General features: G+C 39.4%; 11 protein-coding genes and 1 tRNA gene. 8 read left to right on the top strand and 4 right to left on the bottom strand.

Annotated elements, in window-relative coordinates; all coding sequences use genetic code 11:
• Positions 1–170: 170 nt before the first annotated feature.
• Complete coding sequence (locus GN303_RS00115) at positions 171–950, top strand: hypothetical protein (RefSeq protein WP_110439219.1); 780 nt, start codon at positions 171–173, stop codon at positions 948–950.
• 78 nt (positions 951–1,028) lie between these two features.
• Here GN303_RS00115 and hemJ read toward each other — a convergent pair whose 3' ends face one another.
• The 3 genes from hemJ to hemE are packed head-to-tail and all read right to left on the bottom strand — an operon-like array spanning position 1,029 to position 3,294.
• On the bottom strand, positions 1,029–1,478 hold the full coding sequence (gene hemJ, locus GN303_RS00110; protein ID WP_110439218.1) for a protoporphyrinogen oxidase HemJ: 450 nt from the start codon (positions 1,476–1,478) through the stop codon (positions 1,029–1,031).
• Positions 1,479–1,480: 2 nt separating this feature from the next.
• The gene (locus GN303_RS00105) at positions 1,481–2,215 is read right to left on the bottom strand and encodes an HAD family hydrolase (protein ID WP_110439217.1); all 735 of its coding nucleotides are present in this window, start codon (positions 2,213–2,215) and stop codon (positions 1,481–1,483) included.
• A gap of 14 nt (positions 2,216–2,229) precedes the next feature.
• Positions 2,230–3,294, bottom strand: a complete 1,065-nt coding sequence (gene hemE / locus GN303_RS00100; protein WP_110439216.1) for a uroporphyrinogen decarboxylase — start codon at positions 3,292–3,294, stop codon at positions 2,230–2,232.
• A gap of 469 nt (positions 3,295–3,763) precedes the next feature.
• Here hemE and GN303_RS00095 point away from each other — a divergent pair, with 469 nt between their 5' ends.
• Both GN303_RS00095 and GN303_RS00090 read left to right on the top strand, forming a co-directional pair.
• On the top strand, positions 3,764–4,204 hold the full coding sequence (locus tag GN303_RS00095) for a carboxymuconolactone decarboxylase family protein (protein ID WP_110439215.1): 441 nt from the start codon (positions 3,764–3,766) through the stop codon (positions 4,202–4,204).
• A gap of 216 nt (positions 4,205–4,420) precedes the next feature.
• A tRNA-Ala gene (locus GN303_RS00090) sits at positions 4,421–4,496 on the top strand.
• A gap of 237 nt (positions 4,497–4,733) precedes the next feature.
• Here the strand turns inward: GN303_RS00090 and GN303_RS00085 are convergent.
• Positions 4,734–9,710, bottom strand: a complete 4,977-nt coding sequence (locus GN303_RS00085; protein ID WP_110439214.1) for a DEAD/DEAH box helicase — start codon at positions 9,708–9,710, stop codon at positions 4,734–4,736.
• A 278-nt stretch (positions 9,711–9,988) separates the two neighbouring features.
• Between GN303_RS00085 and dalD the strand changes: the two genes are divergently transcribed.
• The 5 genes from dalD (at position 9,989) to GN303_RS00060 (ending at position 15,529) form a co-directional block, all read left to right on the top strand.
• Positions 9,989–11,365, top strand: coding sequence for a D-arabinitol 4-dehydrogenase (dalD, locus tag GN303_RS00080; RefSeq protein WP_231504032.1), 1,377 nt, complete (start codon positions 9,989–9,991; stop codon positions 11,363–11,365).
• A gap of 99 nt (positions 11,366–11,464) precedes the next feature.
• A complete protein-coding gene (locus tag GN303_RS00075; RefSeq protein ID WP_110439213.1) occupies positions 11,465–12,367 on the top strand; it encodes a glycosyltransferase family 2 protein in 903 nt (300 codons plus the stop codon).
• Positions 12,368–12,509: 142 nt separating this feature from the next.
• Entirely contained in the window at positions 12,510–13,403 is an 894-nt protein-coding gene (locus tag GN303_RS00070; RefSeq protein WP_110439212.1) for a BadF/BadG/BcrA/BcrD ATPase family protein, read from the top strand.
• Complete coding sequence (gene nagB / locus GN303_RS00065; protein ID WP_110439211.1) at positions 13,403–14,191, top strand: glucosamine-6-phosphate deaminase; 789 nt, start codon at positions 13,403–13,405, stop codon at positions 14,189–14,191. The genes GN303_RS00070 and nagB overlap by 1 nt, the downstream gene beginning before the upstream one ends.
• A gap of 36 nt (positions 14,192–14,227) precedes the next feature.
• Positions 14,228–15,529 (top strand): sugar MFS transporter, encoded by a 1,302-nt coding sequence (locus tag GN303_RS00060; protein WP_110439210.1) that lies wholly within the window; start codon positions 14,228–14,230, stop codon positions 15,527–15,529.

Raw genomic sequence — 15,529 nt, 5'->3', positions numbered from 1 at the left:
TATTTACGAAGGAAAGAAAAAACAATTAATAACATTAATTTATATTACAATAATAACTTTAATTAACAAATATTTTTTAAAATATAAAGATTAATTACTCTATATTTTTTTTAATATTATTAAAATCCTGATATATTTCATTCTTTTTGTTATTTTTTAAAGGAAATTCTATGTTAAAAAAATTTTTATACATTTTTATATTTCTTATGATTATTTGCAATAGCTTCATTGCAAAAACCAATGCAAAGGATCCTTTTTTTATTCAAGAAGATCATTATGAAAACTGGTCGCTAACCAAAAATTACACTCGAACCTGGTTAACTTCCACCGGGCAGAATAATGATCTTACAATAAAATTGCATCCTTACAGCTATTCATTAAGAATTTCCATTACCCTTAACAAATTACGGAGCAATCAACCCGTTATTGAACTAGATGTTGGTGATTTTACCTGTGAATTAAAGAAAGAGGAAACAGACACTTACAAAACTGTCCTGGAACCTATTAGTACCGTTCAATTTATCAATAATCTGAAACAACAAAAAATATTCACATTAATTGTTGATGAACAAAAAAAATACACTATTCCCCTAGCTGGAATCAATAAGGCAATAAATGAAATGGAGAATTTCGCCAAAGATCATTACATTATTCTTCCCCCTCCATTTTCCTCAAAAATTGATGAATTCACGACAATGGATATACCCAATATCGTTCCTCCAGATCTATATCCCTTATTCAGACAACAGGCTGCACTGGCTAGAAAATGCAAAGAGGAAAAAAATGATAGGGAAACCTGCGAGAAAGAATATTCAACTGTTCTTGGTTTGCTAAAACAAAACAATATCTGTCAAAAAGAAAAAAATCAGTTCATGTTATCCTATAACAAATCCTCTCCAAAATCCTATCAATGGGTCAGTTGTAACGCTTCCCAGAAATATAATGATTAAGGACTGATCCTGTATGAACAGCAATTGTTACAATTTATATTTGTAACAATTGCTGTAATTAAAAATATTTTTAAAATATTAAAAAGGCTGCACAATAACCATGATAACAATAATAATCATTAATATTGTAGGGATCTCATTCATCCAGCGATAAAATTTTTCAGAATGATGATTGTTATTTGCAGCAAATTGCCGACGCCAACGTGAACAAAACCCATGATATCCTGTTAAGATCAATAAAGCCACCAGCTTAACCACCCACCATTTTGCATGCCAATCAATGATCCCAGGAGTCAAGGCCAATAAAATTCCAAATAAAAAAGCCGCCATCATTGCAGGATTAATAATATAACGAAGCAATTTATACTCCATTATTTTAAATCTTTCATTTTCATCTGTTTCTTTGTTTACCTGACAATGATAGACAAATAACCGGGGCAAGTAAAACTGACCTGCCATCCAGGCAATAACTGAAATGACATGCAAAGCTTTTATCCACAGGACATAAGGCAATAGAGAGGACATCATTACTAATGTTCCCTGTTATGCTGAGATTGAACAATTTCCTTTATGATATCGATAGCTTTCTGAAGAGAATCAACACGGATGACCCCTTTATAATTTGGTGCTGCTTTATTTAAATCCCTCAATAACATACAGGCCATCCCCGCATCATAGGCAGCTTTTAAACCTGTATCAGAATCCTCGATAACCAGACATTCATCAGGGTTAACCCCCTCTTCTTCAGCAGCATACAAATAAAGGTCAGGAAAAGGCTTTGAATTTCTAACCTCATAAGCAGAATGAATACGATCCTTGGGAAACCACTTCATCAATCCGGTTTTCTCAAATTTTGTTTTCATTTCCTCCTGTGAGGAATTCGAACCGACACGATAAGGTATTTTCAAATCATGTAGGGTTTGCAGAATTGATTCAACGCCAGGAATTTTTTCCACATTGCCGAACATGCCCTCGACAACCTTTTTATGTGCTTCCTCAGCCCAGTTATCCGGTAAATTCCTTTTTGCATGCTTGGCTATCTTTTTTCCGATATCCACCATTTGCACTCCGGTAAATTCTTCACGGGCCTGTTTATCGGTTATGTTCCATCCATATTGACGAGCTTCTTTTCCCATAATTTCTGCCACAATATGCTCACTTTCAACCAGAACACCATCGCAATCAAAAATAACCAGTTTTAAAGATCCATTAGTATGAACAGCCTGCGGTGCCTGTTGAATGACCTGTTTTATTCTATCGTCCATTCCCAATCTCCCAATTATTTTAAATTATGTACAGTGTTAACCAATTCTTCGACATGTTCAATAGGGGTTGCAGGTAATATTCCATGACCTAGATTAAAAATATGCGGCCTGTTTTTCAATTCATGACATAAGCGATGAATTTCCTTCTGAAGCATGTTCCCGCCATATAACAGACACAAGGGATCAAGATTACCCTGAAATCCAACTGTGGGGGATACCTGACGGTTTAAGAAGGATATATCGTTATATTGATCCACTCCAACCGTATTTAAACCTGTCCGTTCAATATAGGTTAGCAGTTGTGTCCCGGCCAACCTCGGGAAACCGATAATCGGGACCAGAGGATAGACCTGTCTGATTCTGTCAATGATTTGTCGGGTGGGATCAATGACATAACGCTGAAACAGGGTTGAAGGGAGCAGACCCGCCCAACTGTCAAAAAGCATAATGGCTTCGGCACCGGCCCTTACTTGATGACAAAGATAGGTTGCTGTTGTTTCTGCAAGAAGATCAATGATCTTATCAAACAAGTCAGGATTTTGATAAATCATTTTAAACACAGTTGAAAAATCTTTCGAGGATTTACCTTCAACCATGTAGCAGGCAACTGTAAAAGGCGATCCTGTAAATCCCATCAGGGTTACCGATCCAGGTGAGGCTTTTCCAATCGATTCACCATTATTAAGCAATTTATTAAGATTTTGCAGGGTGATCAGGACCGGTTCAATTTTTTCATCAATCTGTTTCGGATGGAGTTTTTTCAGATCCTCCTCCGAATGAATAGGGTGTAAAATGGGGCCTTTTCCTTCAACAAACTGTAATTTTTGTCCCATCGCCCATGGCAGGATTAAAATATCTGAAAAAAGGATGGCGGTGTCAAAAGCAAAACGTCTTATGGGTTGCAATGTTATTTCAGCGGCAAGATCAGGTGTCAGACAACGTGTAAGAAAATCAGCCTGTTCCCTTAATTTTCGAAATTCAGGTAAAAATCTTCCTGCCTGTCGCATCATCCATAAAGGGGGTGGCCATATTTTTTCCCCTTTCAGAACTTTCATCAATTTTTTTTCAGATTTTAACATTCATATTCTTTCTTATTCGTCTTGATAAAACAGTATCAAATTTTTTTTTCTTTTTCATGTCCTTTAAAATAAAAAGAAAATTTAAATTTTTTGATGTTTGTTTATAAATCCTGTTAGTACTGTGGTACCCGTTATTTAAAAAATGTACCCCATTTTTCCAACAGAGTGTACAGATTTTAACAGGTTGAATTCATTCAATAAATTTAGGTTATCCAGATATTGTTAAACCAAACCTGTGTACAACTCACTGAAAAATAAAAAAAGGGTACAATCCCCGGTACTCAGTACCTGACTATTTTTCTTGAAATTTAATCCCCATGTACCTCATTGTACCCCAATCATAAAATCAGATGAAAAATTGTCGGAATCGATTTGGAAAAACCGAAAATAAAATTCATTGTAAATACATCTTATAATAGATATTCTTTATTATGGGAAACCAAAATTTATTTTAGAAAGGGAATTTGAGATGGTAGAAAAACGACTGAATTATTTTAAGGCCGCTCCTGAAATGATGAAGGCCATGTGGAATTTGGAAGAGGCTTCAAAAAAGTCAATCCTTCCCGTTTCATTGAGGGAATTGGTAAAGATAAGGGCTTCCCAGATTAATGGCTGCGCTTTCTGCATTGATATGCATACCAGGGATGCCCTGGCTGCAGGCGAGGATTTGAAACGGATCTTGACCCTCAGTGCCTGGCGGGAGACATCCTATTTCAATGAACGGGAACAGGCAGCCTTATTATGGACGGAAACACTGACGCTTGTATCGGAAAAACATGCCCCTGATGAAATTTACAGTCAGGTCAGAAAACATTTTGATGATCAGGAAATTGTCGAGTTGACGGTTACCATTAATGTTATCAATGCCTGGAACCGTTTTGCGATCGCTTTTGCGACCAAACCTGAATAATTGATGAAATCCGGGATGTTTGTTGTTGGTTCAATCAATAATTGCTGTTCGGATGATAGATATGTTCGGATTTTGTTTTGAATATCTTTCCTGAAGTGGATATTGATCAAAGAAAGCCGGAATATTGTCTGAATTTTTCATCATTTGATAAAAATTAAAAGTTACCATTTTTAACTTGCCATCTACAGGTTTAACCGTTATATATTTTTTTCAAAAGGGGCCATAGCTCAGTTGGGAGAGCGTCTGAATGGCATTCAGAAGGTCAGGGGTTCGATTCCCCTTGGCTCCACCATTTAAACGGGTTGGATATTGCCAATTCCTGACAGATACCTTGTTTTTCCCAAAAAAATCATTTTTTTTCCTATCATGTTCTTGTCAGTTCATGACAGATTATGCGATAAAAAGTGGGTACAATATTTTGAATTATTAAATTCGCGTTCTTAAGAGACAAGTTTCAACGATAACATTCTGTCTTTATAACAATTGGTTTATATGAGGATTGTTCCTTGAATATCATTTCTGTTGACTGTTACAGTTTCAGTTTAGGCAAGGCATTGACAATTTTACTTGTTGCCAGACTGACAGTTATGACACGAAGAAATAGTTCAAGCGGATATTTTGGATCATGCATGGTTTCAATGGCCCAGTCGTTGGCATCATTGGTAATGCCTGTTTTTTTGTCTGTTGTAACGGATTGGCGTTCCATAACCCATTCCAGGGCCGATTTTCCATTTACGATATAGTCATAGGCCTCCTCAGGTATGTTTCTGATGGTGAAACAGTCATTGTAAATGACTTCCGTTTTCTGATTCCTTTGGGGAAACCTCATTTTGGTAACGTGAAATTCATGGTCTTTCCCCCCGACAATTCCTGATGGGGTAAGGGTTAACCCATCAATTTCAACCCCGGTGTAACAGTCAACAGTTTCATAATTCAGGTGCAGGTCGGCAAGCATGCGTCCCGCCTGTGTGAAGGCGGTAAAATCATCAAACGACTTGACACGGGGAATACGGGGAAGATCCTTGGTCAGATTGTCCTCATAACGGCTGCGGTAATCTTCACTGTGAAGCAGGCCGTAAATGTAATAGAAAATATCCTCCCTGGTGATGGCCTGATCGGGATAGGCGGCCTGAAAATGTTTTAGGGCATCATTGGAGATGGCGTCCCGTCTTTTGGGTGTTTCCTTTTCCAACAAATCATTTTCACGGGGAGAAATGTCATAGAGATATAGGGGAAAACATTGTGCATCGCCAATTAAATGTAAATCTGGAACTAAATTACAAATTAAAATACTAAATTTTTTTGTTCCAGTTACAGATAAACATAATATTTGATTATCAGTCTGTGCAGTTGGAAAAATCTGTGGCATTTGATAACGTCGATTATTTAAATCTTTGTTAAAATACAAGTAAGATTTCGTGAAGGGACGATATAGGGATTTATATAGGGAGGAAGAATCAAACTGATATTTTTTTCCTTTAGTTAAATCTTGTTTATTGGCAAAATCCCATGAAAACCTGGTTGAATCAAAAATGACGAAATCTTCAGCCTTTATAATTTTGGTGGATTGGGGTTGGGCAAGATAGCGATCAACCTCGCCATTGTAGAACTGAATGGATTTTTGGATATTGGCAATCAATTTTTTGGATGAGGCATTATAAACCCAGGCATCTCTATTTGTTTTGATACCGTTAGAATAATTTTCAAAAATGCTTATTGTTTGCCTATCCTTTTTATCACCCATGGGAATATAGGCATTGAAATCTGGATCGCGCTGATTGATCCAGTCATTGAACCGGTCAGGAACAATATTGATCCAGCCGTTGTGTCGGGTGATTCCATCGATATTGCCGAATTTCCGTATTGTTTCCAGTTTTTGCTGACGGATGAGGTAATCGCCAATATCGTGAAAATATATTTGTCCCCTCTGGTTTTGATTGGGGTTTTTAACCAGAATTGAAATGGCAATGGGGGCACGACTTCCTATATTAAATATATTATCTTTTTCTTTACGTCTTTGCTCTCCGGAAGTTCTTGCATTACCGCGTAAATGAAAAATATAAAGGCTGGTGAATTCTTCAGCCAGACATTTTCTCAAGCCATCACAAGTGTTGCTGTCGATAAAGCTGGCATTGCTGACAAAACCGAGAACACCGCATTCCCTGATTCGATCCGATGCCCAGCGGATGGCCCTTATGTAACTGTCATACAACGCGTTTTTATTGGTTGCCGTTGAATATTTGGCATAGGTTTCACGAATTCTTTCATCCAGGTCTGGATAGGAAAGATTGGCATTATTGTCATTGGCGGATTCCTGCCCCGCGGAATAGGGCGGATTGCTCATGATAACTTGAATGTCAAGGGCCTGCTGACGGGAAACCCGTTCATTGTTTTCCCTTAGCAGGATATCCTTTCCGATATCCTTTTGCCTGCCTTTCGCCATTTCGAACGTGTCGGTCAGACAGATTCCGGCAAAGGATGTATATTCCCCTTCTTTCTTTTCTGTTTTGCCAGCATCGTTTTGTTGCGTCATTATACTGTGATAGGTTGATTCAATATTGATCGTGGCGATATAATAGGCCAGCAGGACAATCTCATTGGCATGGATTTCACGTTTATATTTGTGGGGTAGTTTGTCCTTTGTGATAATGCCGCTTTGCAGCATCCTTGTGATGAAGGTTCCGGTACCTGTGAATGGGTCAAGAATATGGACATTGGGTTCGGCGAGACTGCTGCCAAATTCGGTTTTCAGGACATGCTCGATGCTGTGGATGATGAAATCCACCACCTCAACCGGTGTGTAGACAATTCCCAACCTTTCGGTCATGCGTGGAAAGGCATTGCGAAAGAATTTGTCATATAGCTCGATGATGATGCGCTGTCTGCCCTGTACGCTGTCAATGCCCGTGGCACGCATTTTTACGGATTCGTAAAAGGACTGCAGGGTTGCACGTTCCTTGTCCAGTTTTTCCCTGTCCAGCTGTTCAAGGATTTTCTGCATTCCCTTTGAGATGGGATTGTGCTCGGTAAACCGGTAATGTCCGAACAGGGCGTCAAATACAGGTTTTGTAACCATATGCTGGGCCAGCATTTCAATGATTTCATGATCATCGAGATTTTGGTTGATATCATTCCGCAACTCTTTGGCAAATTCGTTGAAAAGATGAATGGCCTGATGATTTTTCGGGTTGTCCAGAATGTGCTGGATGCGATCGATATGGGTTTGGGCAATTTTGGCGACATCATTTGCCCAGTCCTCCCAGTGATGCCGGTTTCCACATTTTTTAACGATTTTGGCATAGAGGGCCCGTTCAATTTCTCCAACCTCGAATACCAGGTCTCCCTGCCGGTTCGATGAGGGTGGGGAAGCCTGGCCAATAATATGGCTTTTCCTCGCCCTTGCCACTAATTCCTGAGATCTGGTTTGCTTTTGTCTTTTGGGGCCGATCTTGTCGGCAACAGCGATCACCTCTATTCTTGAGGGGGCCTTTCCATTGAATTCCAGCTTGTTGATGGTTGCGTCAAAACGGTCATCATGGGAACGGAGGGCATTTAGAACCTGCCATACAACACGATAGGTCTGATTGTCATCCAGTGCCTTTTCAGGCTCAATGCCTGCCGGTATGACAATGGGCAATATGACATATCCCAACTTTTTTCCGGGTGCCTTGCGCATAACCCGGCCAACGGATTGAACCACGTCCACCTGGGATGAACGGGCTGTCAGGAAAAGAACGGCATCCAGTGCCGGAACATCTACCCCTTCGGACAGGCACCGGACATTTGACAGTATGCGACAGGTATTTTCTGGTATTTCGGATTTCAGCCATTCCAGTTTCGTTTCCTTTTCCCCCGCGTTCATTCCTCCATCAATATGTTCTGCCTCGCAAGTCATGCTCAAGGCCCTGTCCGGAAGTGCGTCAAGATTTTCTTTTGAACGTTCTTCGGTTTCGTGATGTTGATATTGTTCAACAACCTTGCCAAACATCTCGGCGATTAGTTTGGAACTGACTTTGTGTGTCCTGCCTTTATAGGTTGCCTCAATGACCTGGCAAAAGGCAACGGCGCGTTGCATGGGATCCGCCGAATTATCGGGATTTTCATACAGCCCCTGTTTAGACAGGGCTTTCCAGCAACCAACGATTTTTGCCGCATCATCAACCTTCAATGCATTATCCTGATCCTTCAGCAATTCTTGCAGGCGTCTGTTGATGTGGCTTTCCTCCACGGCCAGAACGATGACTTTGTAATCAACCAGCAAGTTTCGTGATACGGCCTGGGAAAATGTGATGACATATAAATCCTCACCATAGATAGCCGGATCATCCATTGAATAGACGACAATAGATTCATCCCTGGCCTTTTTCTTGCTGGCTTCGGCATAAATCCGGGGGGTTGCGGTCATGTATAAACGTTTTTTTCCAAGAATATATTCATTGTCATGAATTCTGACAAATGCGGATTCATCATCCCCCTCATAGGTTGCACCCGTCGTACGGTGCGCTTCATCACAGATGACCAGATCGAATGCCGGAATGGCGTTTTCATCCTGTTGCGCCTGGTTAAGAACCTCGATGGAATGATAGGTTGAAAAAATGACCGTCATGGCTTCGGGATTATTATCAAGGGCCACGTGAAACGCTTTTTTCAAACTTTCGGCATGGGTTGTTGCCGGATATTGCAAATCACTGATTCCCGCAATGACACGGTCATCCTCCCTGGCATGTTTCTTGCCTACATCACTGTCTGAACATACCGCGAAACTGTTTATTTCAATGGCACTCTCTTGCGTCCATTCTGTAAGGCTCTGACTGAGCAGGGAAAGGCTTGGAACCAGAAATAATACGGTTTTCCCCTTACCCGCCATGGTTTCGGCAATTTTTAGCGAGGTAAATGTTTTTCCTGTACCACATGCCATGATCAGTTTGCCGCGATCCGCGGTTTTCAGGCCGTGTTGCACGGCTTCCAGGGCGGACGCCTGATGATCAAGCAGCTTTTTCTTGGGTTTTAAAACCGGTTTTTCTTCATGCAAGTATTTTGACCAGTCAATAACACTCTGTTCCAAGTGATGCAGATCGATCTTGCTGACCGGGGGATTCTGGTTTTCCAGGGCATTTTCGGCATTTTCTGTCCATTTGTCAGTCGTGGATATGATATAGCGATAGGTAAAATATTTCTTGCCCGAAGCGGTAAAGAAGCTGTCTATGTCATTTTTGCTGATTGTCCTGTCCGGATCATAGTTTTTGCATTGAAAGGCATGAAGTTCATTATTCAAAGTGACCCCGACCAAATCAATACCCGTGTCCTTTTTATCCGTGATGTTCAGGATCTTTCCATAACAGGACACCCAGTCAGAATAGGGTAAAATATCCTTGTATTTATTTTTATAAGCCGGTTCAGTTTTGAAATACTTGATCATCAGGTTTTCAAAACTGGTTCCCTTATCCCGTTCCGTTTGCGTTGCATGACGGAATTGTTCCAGTAAACTCTGTAATGCCGAGGTCATTTTAAATGATGAATACTAAAAAGAAATTAACAAATAATTCAAATTATTAAATTTGCTTATCTTTTTGAAGTGACATTGTTGCTAAATATCGTTCCACTCCATCAAATTATTTTGATAAATCATTAATTTATTAATAATCGGTCAATTGATTATGATTCGCATTGTTTAAAATATTTATTAATTATTTCAATTGGTTATATAATATGTTTTAATACAGAACATAATCTCATTCACAATGATCCTGCAATATAGGTACAATTATCTCAAGGGGTTCAGTCATGACAAATATATGGATGCATATTGGTATTGGTTCTTTTCAGCGTGCCCATCAGGCATGGTATCTTCATCGTTTGTTACAGGAAAATACCAGGGAAAAATGGATTGTGGCGGCTGGGGGGATACGCAAGGATACGGCTTCGTTGTTGGACGCCCTGTCAAAACAGGATGGTCAGTATATATTGGAAACCGTCACCCCAAAAGGTGAACGGGATTATGAAAAAATCACATCTATTCAAAAAATCCTGCCCTATGATGATAAAATGCAAGGCCTTGTTGAACAGGGGATCAGGCCTGAAACAAAAATTATCGCTTTTACCGTTACAGAAGGCGGATATTACCTGGATACCAATCATCAGCTTGATAAGAGCAGCAGGGATATCCAGTCTGAACTCAAGGGTGAAATCTGCACGATTTATGGTGCCTTAAAGGCAATTCTAAAGGAAAGAATTAGAAAGGGTGGCCAACCTGTCACCCTGTTAAGTTGTGATAATTTACGTCACAATGGGGAACGTTTCAGAAACGGGTTTATCGAATTCCTGAAACTGTCTCGGGAAGACCAGTTGCTGGAATGGGTAAGGAAAAACACTTTCTCTCCAAATACTATGGTGGATCGTATCACCCCCCGTCCCTCAGCCGATTTACCGGAACGGGTATATAGGGCCACGCATTTCAGGGATGCCGCCCCCGTTATGGCGGAATCATTCATTCAATGGGTTATCGAGGATCATTTTATCGATGGTCGCCCCGAACTTGAGAAAGTCGGGGTTGAAATGGTAAAATCGGTTGATCCATGGGAAGAGGCAAAAATTCGTATCCTGAATTCAAGTCACAGTTGTGTCGCTTGGGCGGGAACCTTGGCAGGGCTCTCCTTTATCCATGAGGATGTGGCCAATGCTGAGATCAGGAAAATGGCATGGAATTATGTTACAGAGGACGTTATCCCTTGTCTGACACCAAGTCCCCTTGATTTGGCCAGATACAGGGATGTTGTATTGGATCGTTTTAGTAATCCGTATATAAAAGATACGAATCAACGCGTGGCTGCAGACAGTTTTTCCAAAATCCCGGGGTTTATTACGCCCACCTTAACCGAATGTTACGATCGGGGTAAAACACCTGATGCAACTGCCGTTTTACCGGCATTATTTTTTGTTTTCCTGGAAAATTATGTAAAGGATCTAATTCCCTATCAATATCAGGATGGTATTATGGATCAGCAAGCTGTTCACGAAATGTTCAAGGCAGGGGACCCCGTTGCGGAATATGCGGGAGACAAAATGCTGTTCGGGAAATTGGCAGGCAAACCAGAATTTGTAAAATTATTACACAACAAAATTAATTATTTGAGAGATTGGCAGAAAAAAGTTAATAATTAGTTATGAAACCCTTAACCAGCATTAAAGCCTGTTGAGTGTCAATTACACCAGAATTGAGGGTTATTTTAATGAATTTAATTTTGTGAAGTTGATAATTTTATGAAAATTGGTATTGCAATAACTACATTTAACCGGATTGAATATTTAATAGAACAAATACGCCTGATCCAAAAATTTTCCTTGAATGAATATGAACTGATTGTATGTGACGATGGTTCAACAGATGAAACGGTTGATGTTTTAAACAGGGAAAAAATAAATTACATTACGGGAAAAAACAAGGGTATCGCCTGGAATAAAAACAGGGGGATTTACTACTTGGCCAACTATACGCAAGCCGATATGTTTATTTTACTGGATGATGATATTTTCCCAACAATGTATGGATGGGATGTGGAATGGGCAAAGGCAGCCCAAATTCATGGACATGTCACCTTTGTCGTTCCAGAATGGAAGGATAAATTGCTTTATGGTGATTGTAATGCGCAGAATCCGGGCATATCCCCACTAATTGCGGGTTCATGTATCACGGTCAGCAGGGAGGCTTTTCCCCTAGTTGGTTATATGGATAACCGTTTTGGGCGTTATGGACATGAACATACGGATTATTCAACAAGATATGTTAAATCTGGATTTGGGGGAATTGTCAGGGAAGATAATTCCATCGTTTATGCGGTTATGGATAGTGGATTAAAATTGATGCCCATTCCCTCAACAGGTTCCCCAGAAGAAGCAAGAAATAATGAAAAAACGCTAAATGACCTAAAAGAGGAGCCGCTTTTCCGGTACCCCTGGTTTTCACGAAATCAAAAACAGGAATTCCTGAATGATTTAAAAGATAAAAGTCAAATAGTTCATTTAAAAGAATGGGACATTATTCGTGAATTTGATCAGGATTTTTATCTGGAAACCTATCCTGATGTAAAAGCGGCAGGTATTAACCCTGTTCAGCATTATATTCTTTATGGATGTAAAGAAAATCGGAAAATTAAACCAGAATAATGAAACGTATTTATTATCTTCTATTGGAATTTTAAAAGTTAATAATTAATTAATAAATGAGGGGCTTATAAAGTAAATAAATTTTTTTTATTTGTTAAATTTTTTATTTGCTTAATCGACGAATAATCTAGATTGGGTGACTATGAAAAAAAAACAAGATTTATTAATCAGTATTGATGGTGGAGCCACTAAATCCATCATACAAATTTTTACAGCTGATGGAAAATTTTTATTAGAAAATAAAGGGGGGCCAGCGAATATTGCGAGTAACACGCAAGAAAGCTGGTTTTCTATTAAAGAAACTCTGGATAACAGTTTAAAACAATTGGATATTACACCAGAGGATGTTAATTTATATGGAGGTGCTGGTCTGGCCGGTGCAGAGGTTCCTGTTGCCCGTGAAAATTTTAGGAAATTATGCACAGGTTTTGAAAAATTTATTTTTGAAACAGATGCTCATACATCATGTCTAGGTGCGCATAAAGGTAAAAATGGCGCGGTTATTGCCATTGGAACAGGGACAGTGGCCTATGCCATTTTCAATGATAAACATAAAAAATTAAGCGGCTGGGGTTTTCCGCAGGATGATCAAGGAGGTGGAGCCTGGCTGGGATTGCAATTGATATCTGACATGTTGCAACGTATAGAGGGACGTAAGCCGGAAACCGATTTAAGCAGAAAATTATATAACCATTTAAAGCGGCAGGGAGAGGATCCAATGTTGTGGGCAGTAAGAGCGCAACCACAAAAATTTGGTTCTTTGGTTCCATGGCTGATTGAGCAAGCGGAAACAGGATGTTCTGACGCAAGTTTATTCTTGGATAAAGCAGCGGAAATTATATCTGATTTGGCTTTGGCATTACTAAAAGATGAATATGCGGATCTTCCTTTGTGTTTATTAGGGGGACTGGCGAATATTTTCTTATCTCGATTATCTCCAAAAGTGCGTGAATATATTATTCCTGCTCAAGGTCAATCTTTAGATGGTGCCTATTACCTGGCGCTTCAAGCATATAAAAATAAGGAAGTACATTAATGGAAGTCATTATTCGCCCAGATGCAGAGAAAACAGCACAGTTGGCGGCAACTTTTATTGCCCGGAAAATCAAAGAAAAACAAAAGATTGTTTTAGGACTGGCAACGGGTCGAACCATGGAACGGATTTATGCAATTTTGGTCCAGATGCATAAAAATGAAGGGCTGGACTTTTCCGGATGTCATTCTTTCAATCTAGATGAATATATTGGTTTGTCCGCAGAAGATCCCAATTCTTATCGTAGCTATATGGATTATCATTTATTCAGGCATGTGAATATTGATTTGAAAAATACACATGTTCCAAACGGTATGGCACAGGATGTGCATTCTGAAGGTAAACGCTATGAAGAAGAAATTCGTAAAGTGGGCGGAATAGATCTTCAATTGTTAGGTATTGGTGAAACCGGTCATATTGGTTTTAATGAACCCTTGTCCGCGTTAATGTCACGAACCAGGGATAAAAGCTTAACCCCTCATACACGTCGACAAAATGCAGAAATGTTTGGAGGAGATCCGGAAAAGGTTCCCAGTCGTGCAATGACCATGGGTGTTGGTACGATTTTGGAAGCGCGGTCAATCCTATTGGTTGCCTTAGGAGAAAGCAAAGCATCAATTTTGGCAAAGGCAGTTGAGGGACCTATCACTTCGATGATTAGTGCGTCTGCACTACAGCTTCATTCTGCATGTAGGATTCTGGTTGATGAAGCGGCAGCCTCTCAATTGTCAGGTCGCCAATATTATGATTGGGTTTTCCAAAACGAACCTGAATATGCCCAATATCGTTAAAAATAACAATTCAAGGCGTGGATAAAAGGAAAATATATGTCTAATCAGATATCGCCTAATGCTCCTCAGAATATGACAAAACCTCTTATTATTGTAGGTGTTCTTTTTTTTGTTATTGGATTTTTTACTTGGATTAATAGCCCTCTAATCCCTTTTGTAAAAGTTGCTTTTTCGCTTGATGATTTCAATGCTTTTTTTGTTTTATCTGCTTTTTACATATCCTTTTTTGTTTTTTCACTTCCCGCCTCATGGGTGTTAAAAAAGACAGGCATGAAAAATGGCTTGTGTATTGCATTGGTTGTCATGGCAATAGGTGCATTAATTTTTGGCCAGTTTATAAAATCTCATTGGTATACTGGGGTTTTAATAGGTTTATTTATTATTGGGGTTGGATTGTCGTGTCTACAAACCGCTGTAAATCCTTATGTTAGTATTTTGGGGCCTATTGAAAAAGGTGCCCAAAGACAGGCAATAATGGGTATTTGCAATAAGGGTGCTGGTATTCTTGCCCCTGTAATCTTTGGAATGTTTGTTACAAATATCAGTGGTATCCAGGAACGTATTGATGCCGCCAGATCCATTAGTGAGAAAACGCAAATTGTATCTGTTTTTGCTGATAAAGTTTATTATCCATATATGGGAATGGCATTGATTTTGCTTTTGGTTGCTTTTGGAATTTATCGTTCGACTTTACCAGAAATCAACAATGAAGATGATGGCCAGCAAAAAGGAAATAGTGGAGGAATTCCTACCTCTCCTCGTTTATGGTTTGGTGTTTTGTGTATCTTTACCTATGTAGGTATGGAAGTTTTGGCTGGAAGTGCCATCGGTACTTATGGATCAGATTTTCATATTTCTCTCGATATTACCAAGTTCTTTTCTTCTTTTACCCTTTCTGCAATGTTGGCCGGTTATTTTGCAGGTATTATTATTACCCCTAAAATTCTTTCTCAAGAAAGTTATCTGGTTGTATCCAATGTTTTAGGCATTATTTTTGCTATTGGTGCATGGTTGACCACCGGATATATTTCAATTACTTTTATCGCTCTATTGGGATTTGCCAATTCAATGATGTGGCCCGCTATTTTTCCAATTGCAATACGTGGTTTGGGTGAACGAACAGCTAGTGGTGCAGCTTTAATGGTAATGGGGATTTGTGGAGGTGCTGTTATTCCACAAATTTACAGTTATTATACGAAATTTATTGATTTTCAAACGGTTTTTGCAAGTATAGCCATTATTTGTTATACGATTATGGGTTTATATGGCATTTATGGTTATTTTGACCTGAAAAGAAGCAAAGCGTCTCGACCTGTCATTATTAATGAGGGTGCATAG

This window comes from Commensalibacter melissae, assembly GCF_009734185.1.
Taxonomy (GTDB): Bacteria; Pseudomonadota; Alphaproteobacteria; order Acetobacterales; family Acetobacteraceae; genus Commensalibacter; species Commensalibacter melissae.
Note: the sequence above shows the minus strand (reverse complement) of the source record. Positions and strands in the feature narration are given on the sequence as shown.

Excerpts from the sequence above, each read along its gene's own strand:
- GN303_RS00115 (WP_110439219.1), top strand. The coding sequence starts at position 171 with ATGTTAAAAAAATTTTTATACATTTTTATATTTCTTATGATTATTTGC.
- hemJ (WP_110439218.1), bottom strand. The coding sequence starts at position 1,478 with ATGATGTCCTCTCTATTGCCTTATGTCCTGTGGATAAAAGCTTTGCAT.
- GN303_RS00105 (WP_110439217.1), bottom strand. The coding sequence starts at position 2,215 with ATGGACGATAGAATAAAACAGGTCATTCAACAGGCACCGCAGGCTGTT.
- hemE (WP_110439216.1), bottom strand. The coding sequence starts at position 3,294 with ATGTTAAAATCTGAAAAAAAATTGATGAAAGTTCTGAAAGGGGAAAAA.
- GN303_RS00095 (WP_110439215.1), top strand. The coding sequence starts at position 3,764 with ATGGTAGAAAAACGACTGAATTATTTTAAGGCCGCTCCTGAAATGATG.
- GN303_RS00085 (WP_110439214.1), bottom strand. The coding sequence starts at position 9,710 with ATGACCTCGGCATTACAGAGTTTACTGGAACAATTCCGTCATGCAACG.
- dalD (WP_231504032.1), top strand. The coding sequence starts at position 9,989 with ATGACAAATATATGGATGCATATTGGTATTGGTTCTTTTCAGCGTGCC.
- GN303_RS00075 (WP_110439213.1), top strand. The coding sequence starts at position 11,465 with ATGAAAATTGGTATTGCAATAACTACATTTAACCGGATTGAATATTTA.
- GN303_RS00070 (WP_110439212.1), top strand. The coding sequence starts at position 12,510 with ATGAAAAAAAAACAAGATTTATTAATCAGTATTGATGGTGGAGCCACT.
- nagB (WP_110439211.1), top strand. The coding sequence starts at position 13,403 with ATGGAAGTCATTATTCGCCCAGATGCAGAGAAAACAGCACAGTTGGCG.
- GN303_RS00060 (WP_110439210.1), top strand. The coding sequence starts at position 14,228 with ATGTCTAATCAGATATCGCCTAATGCTCCTCAGAATATGACAAAACCT.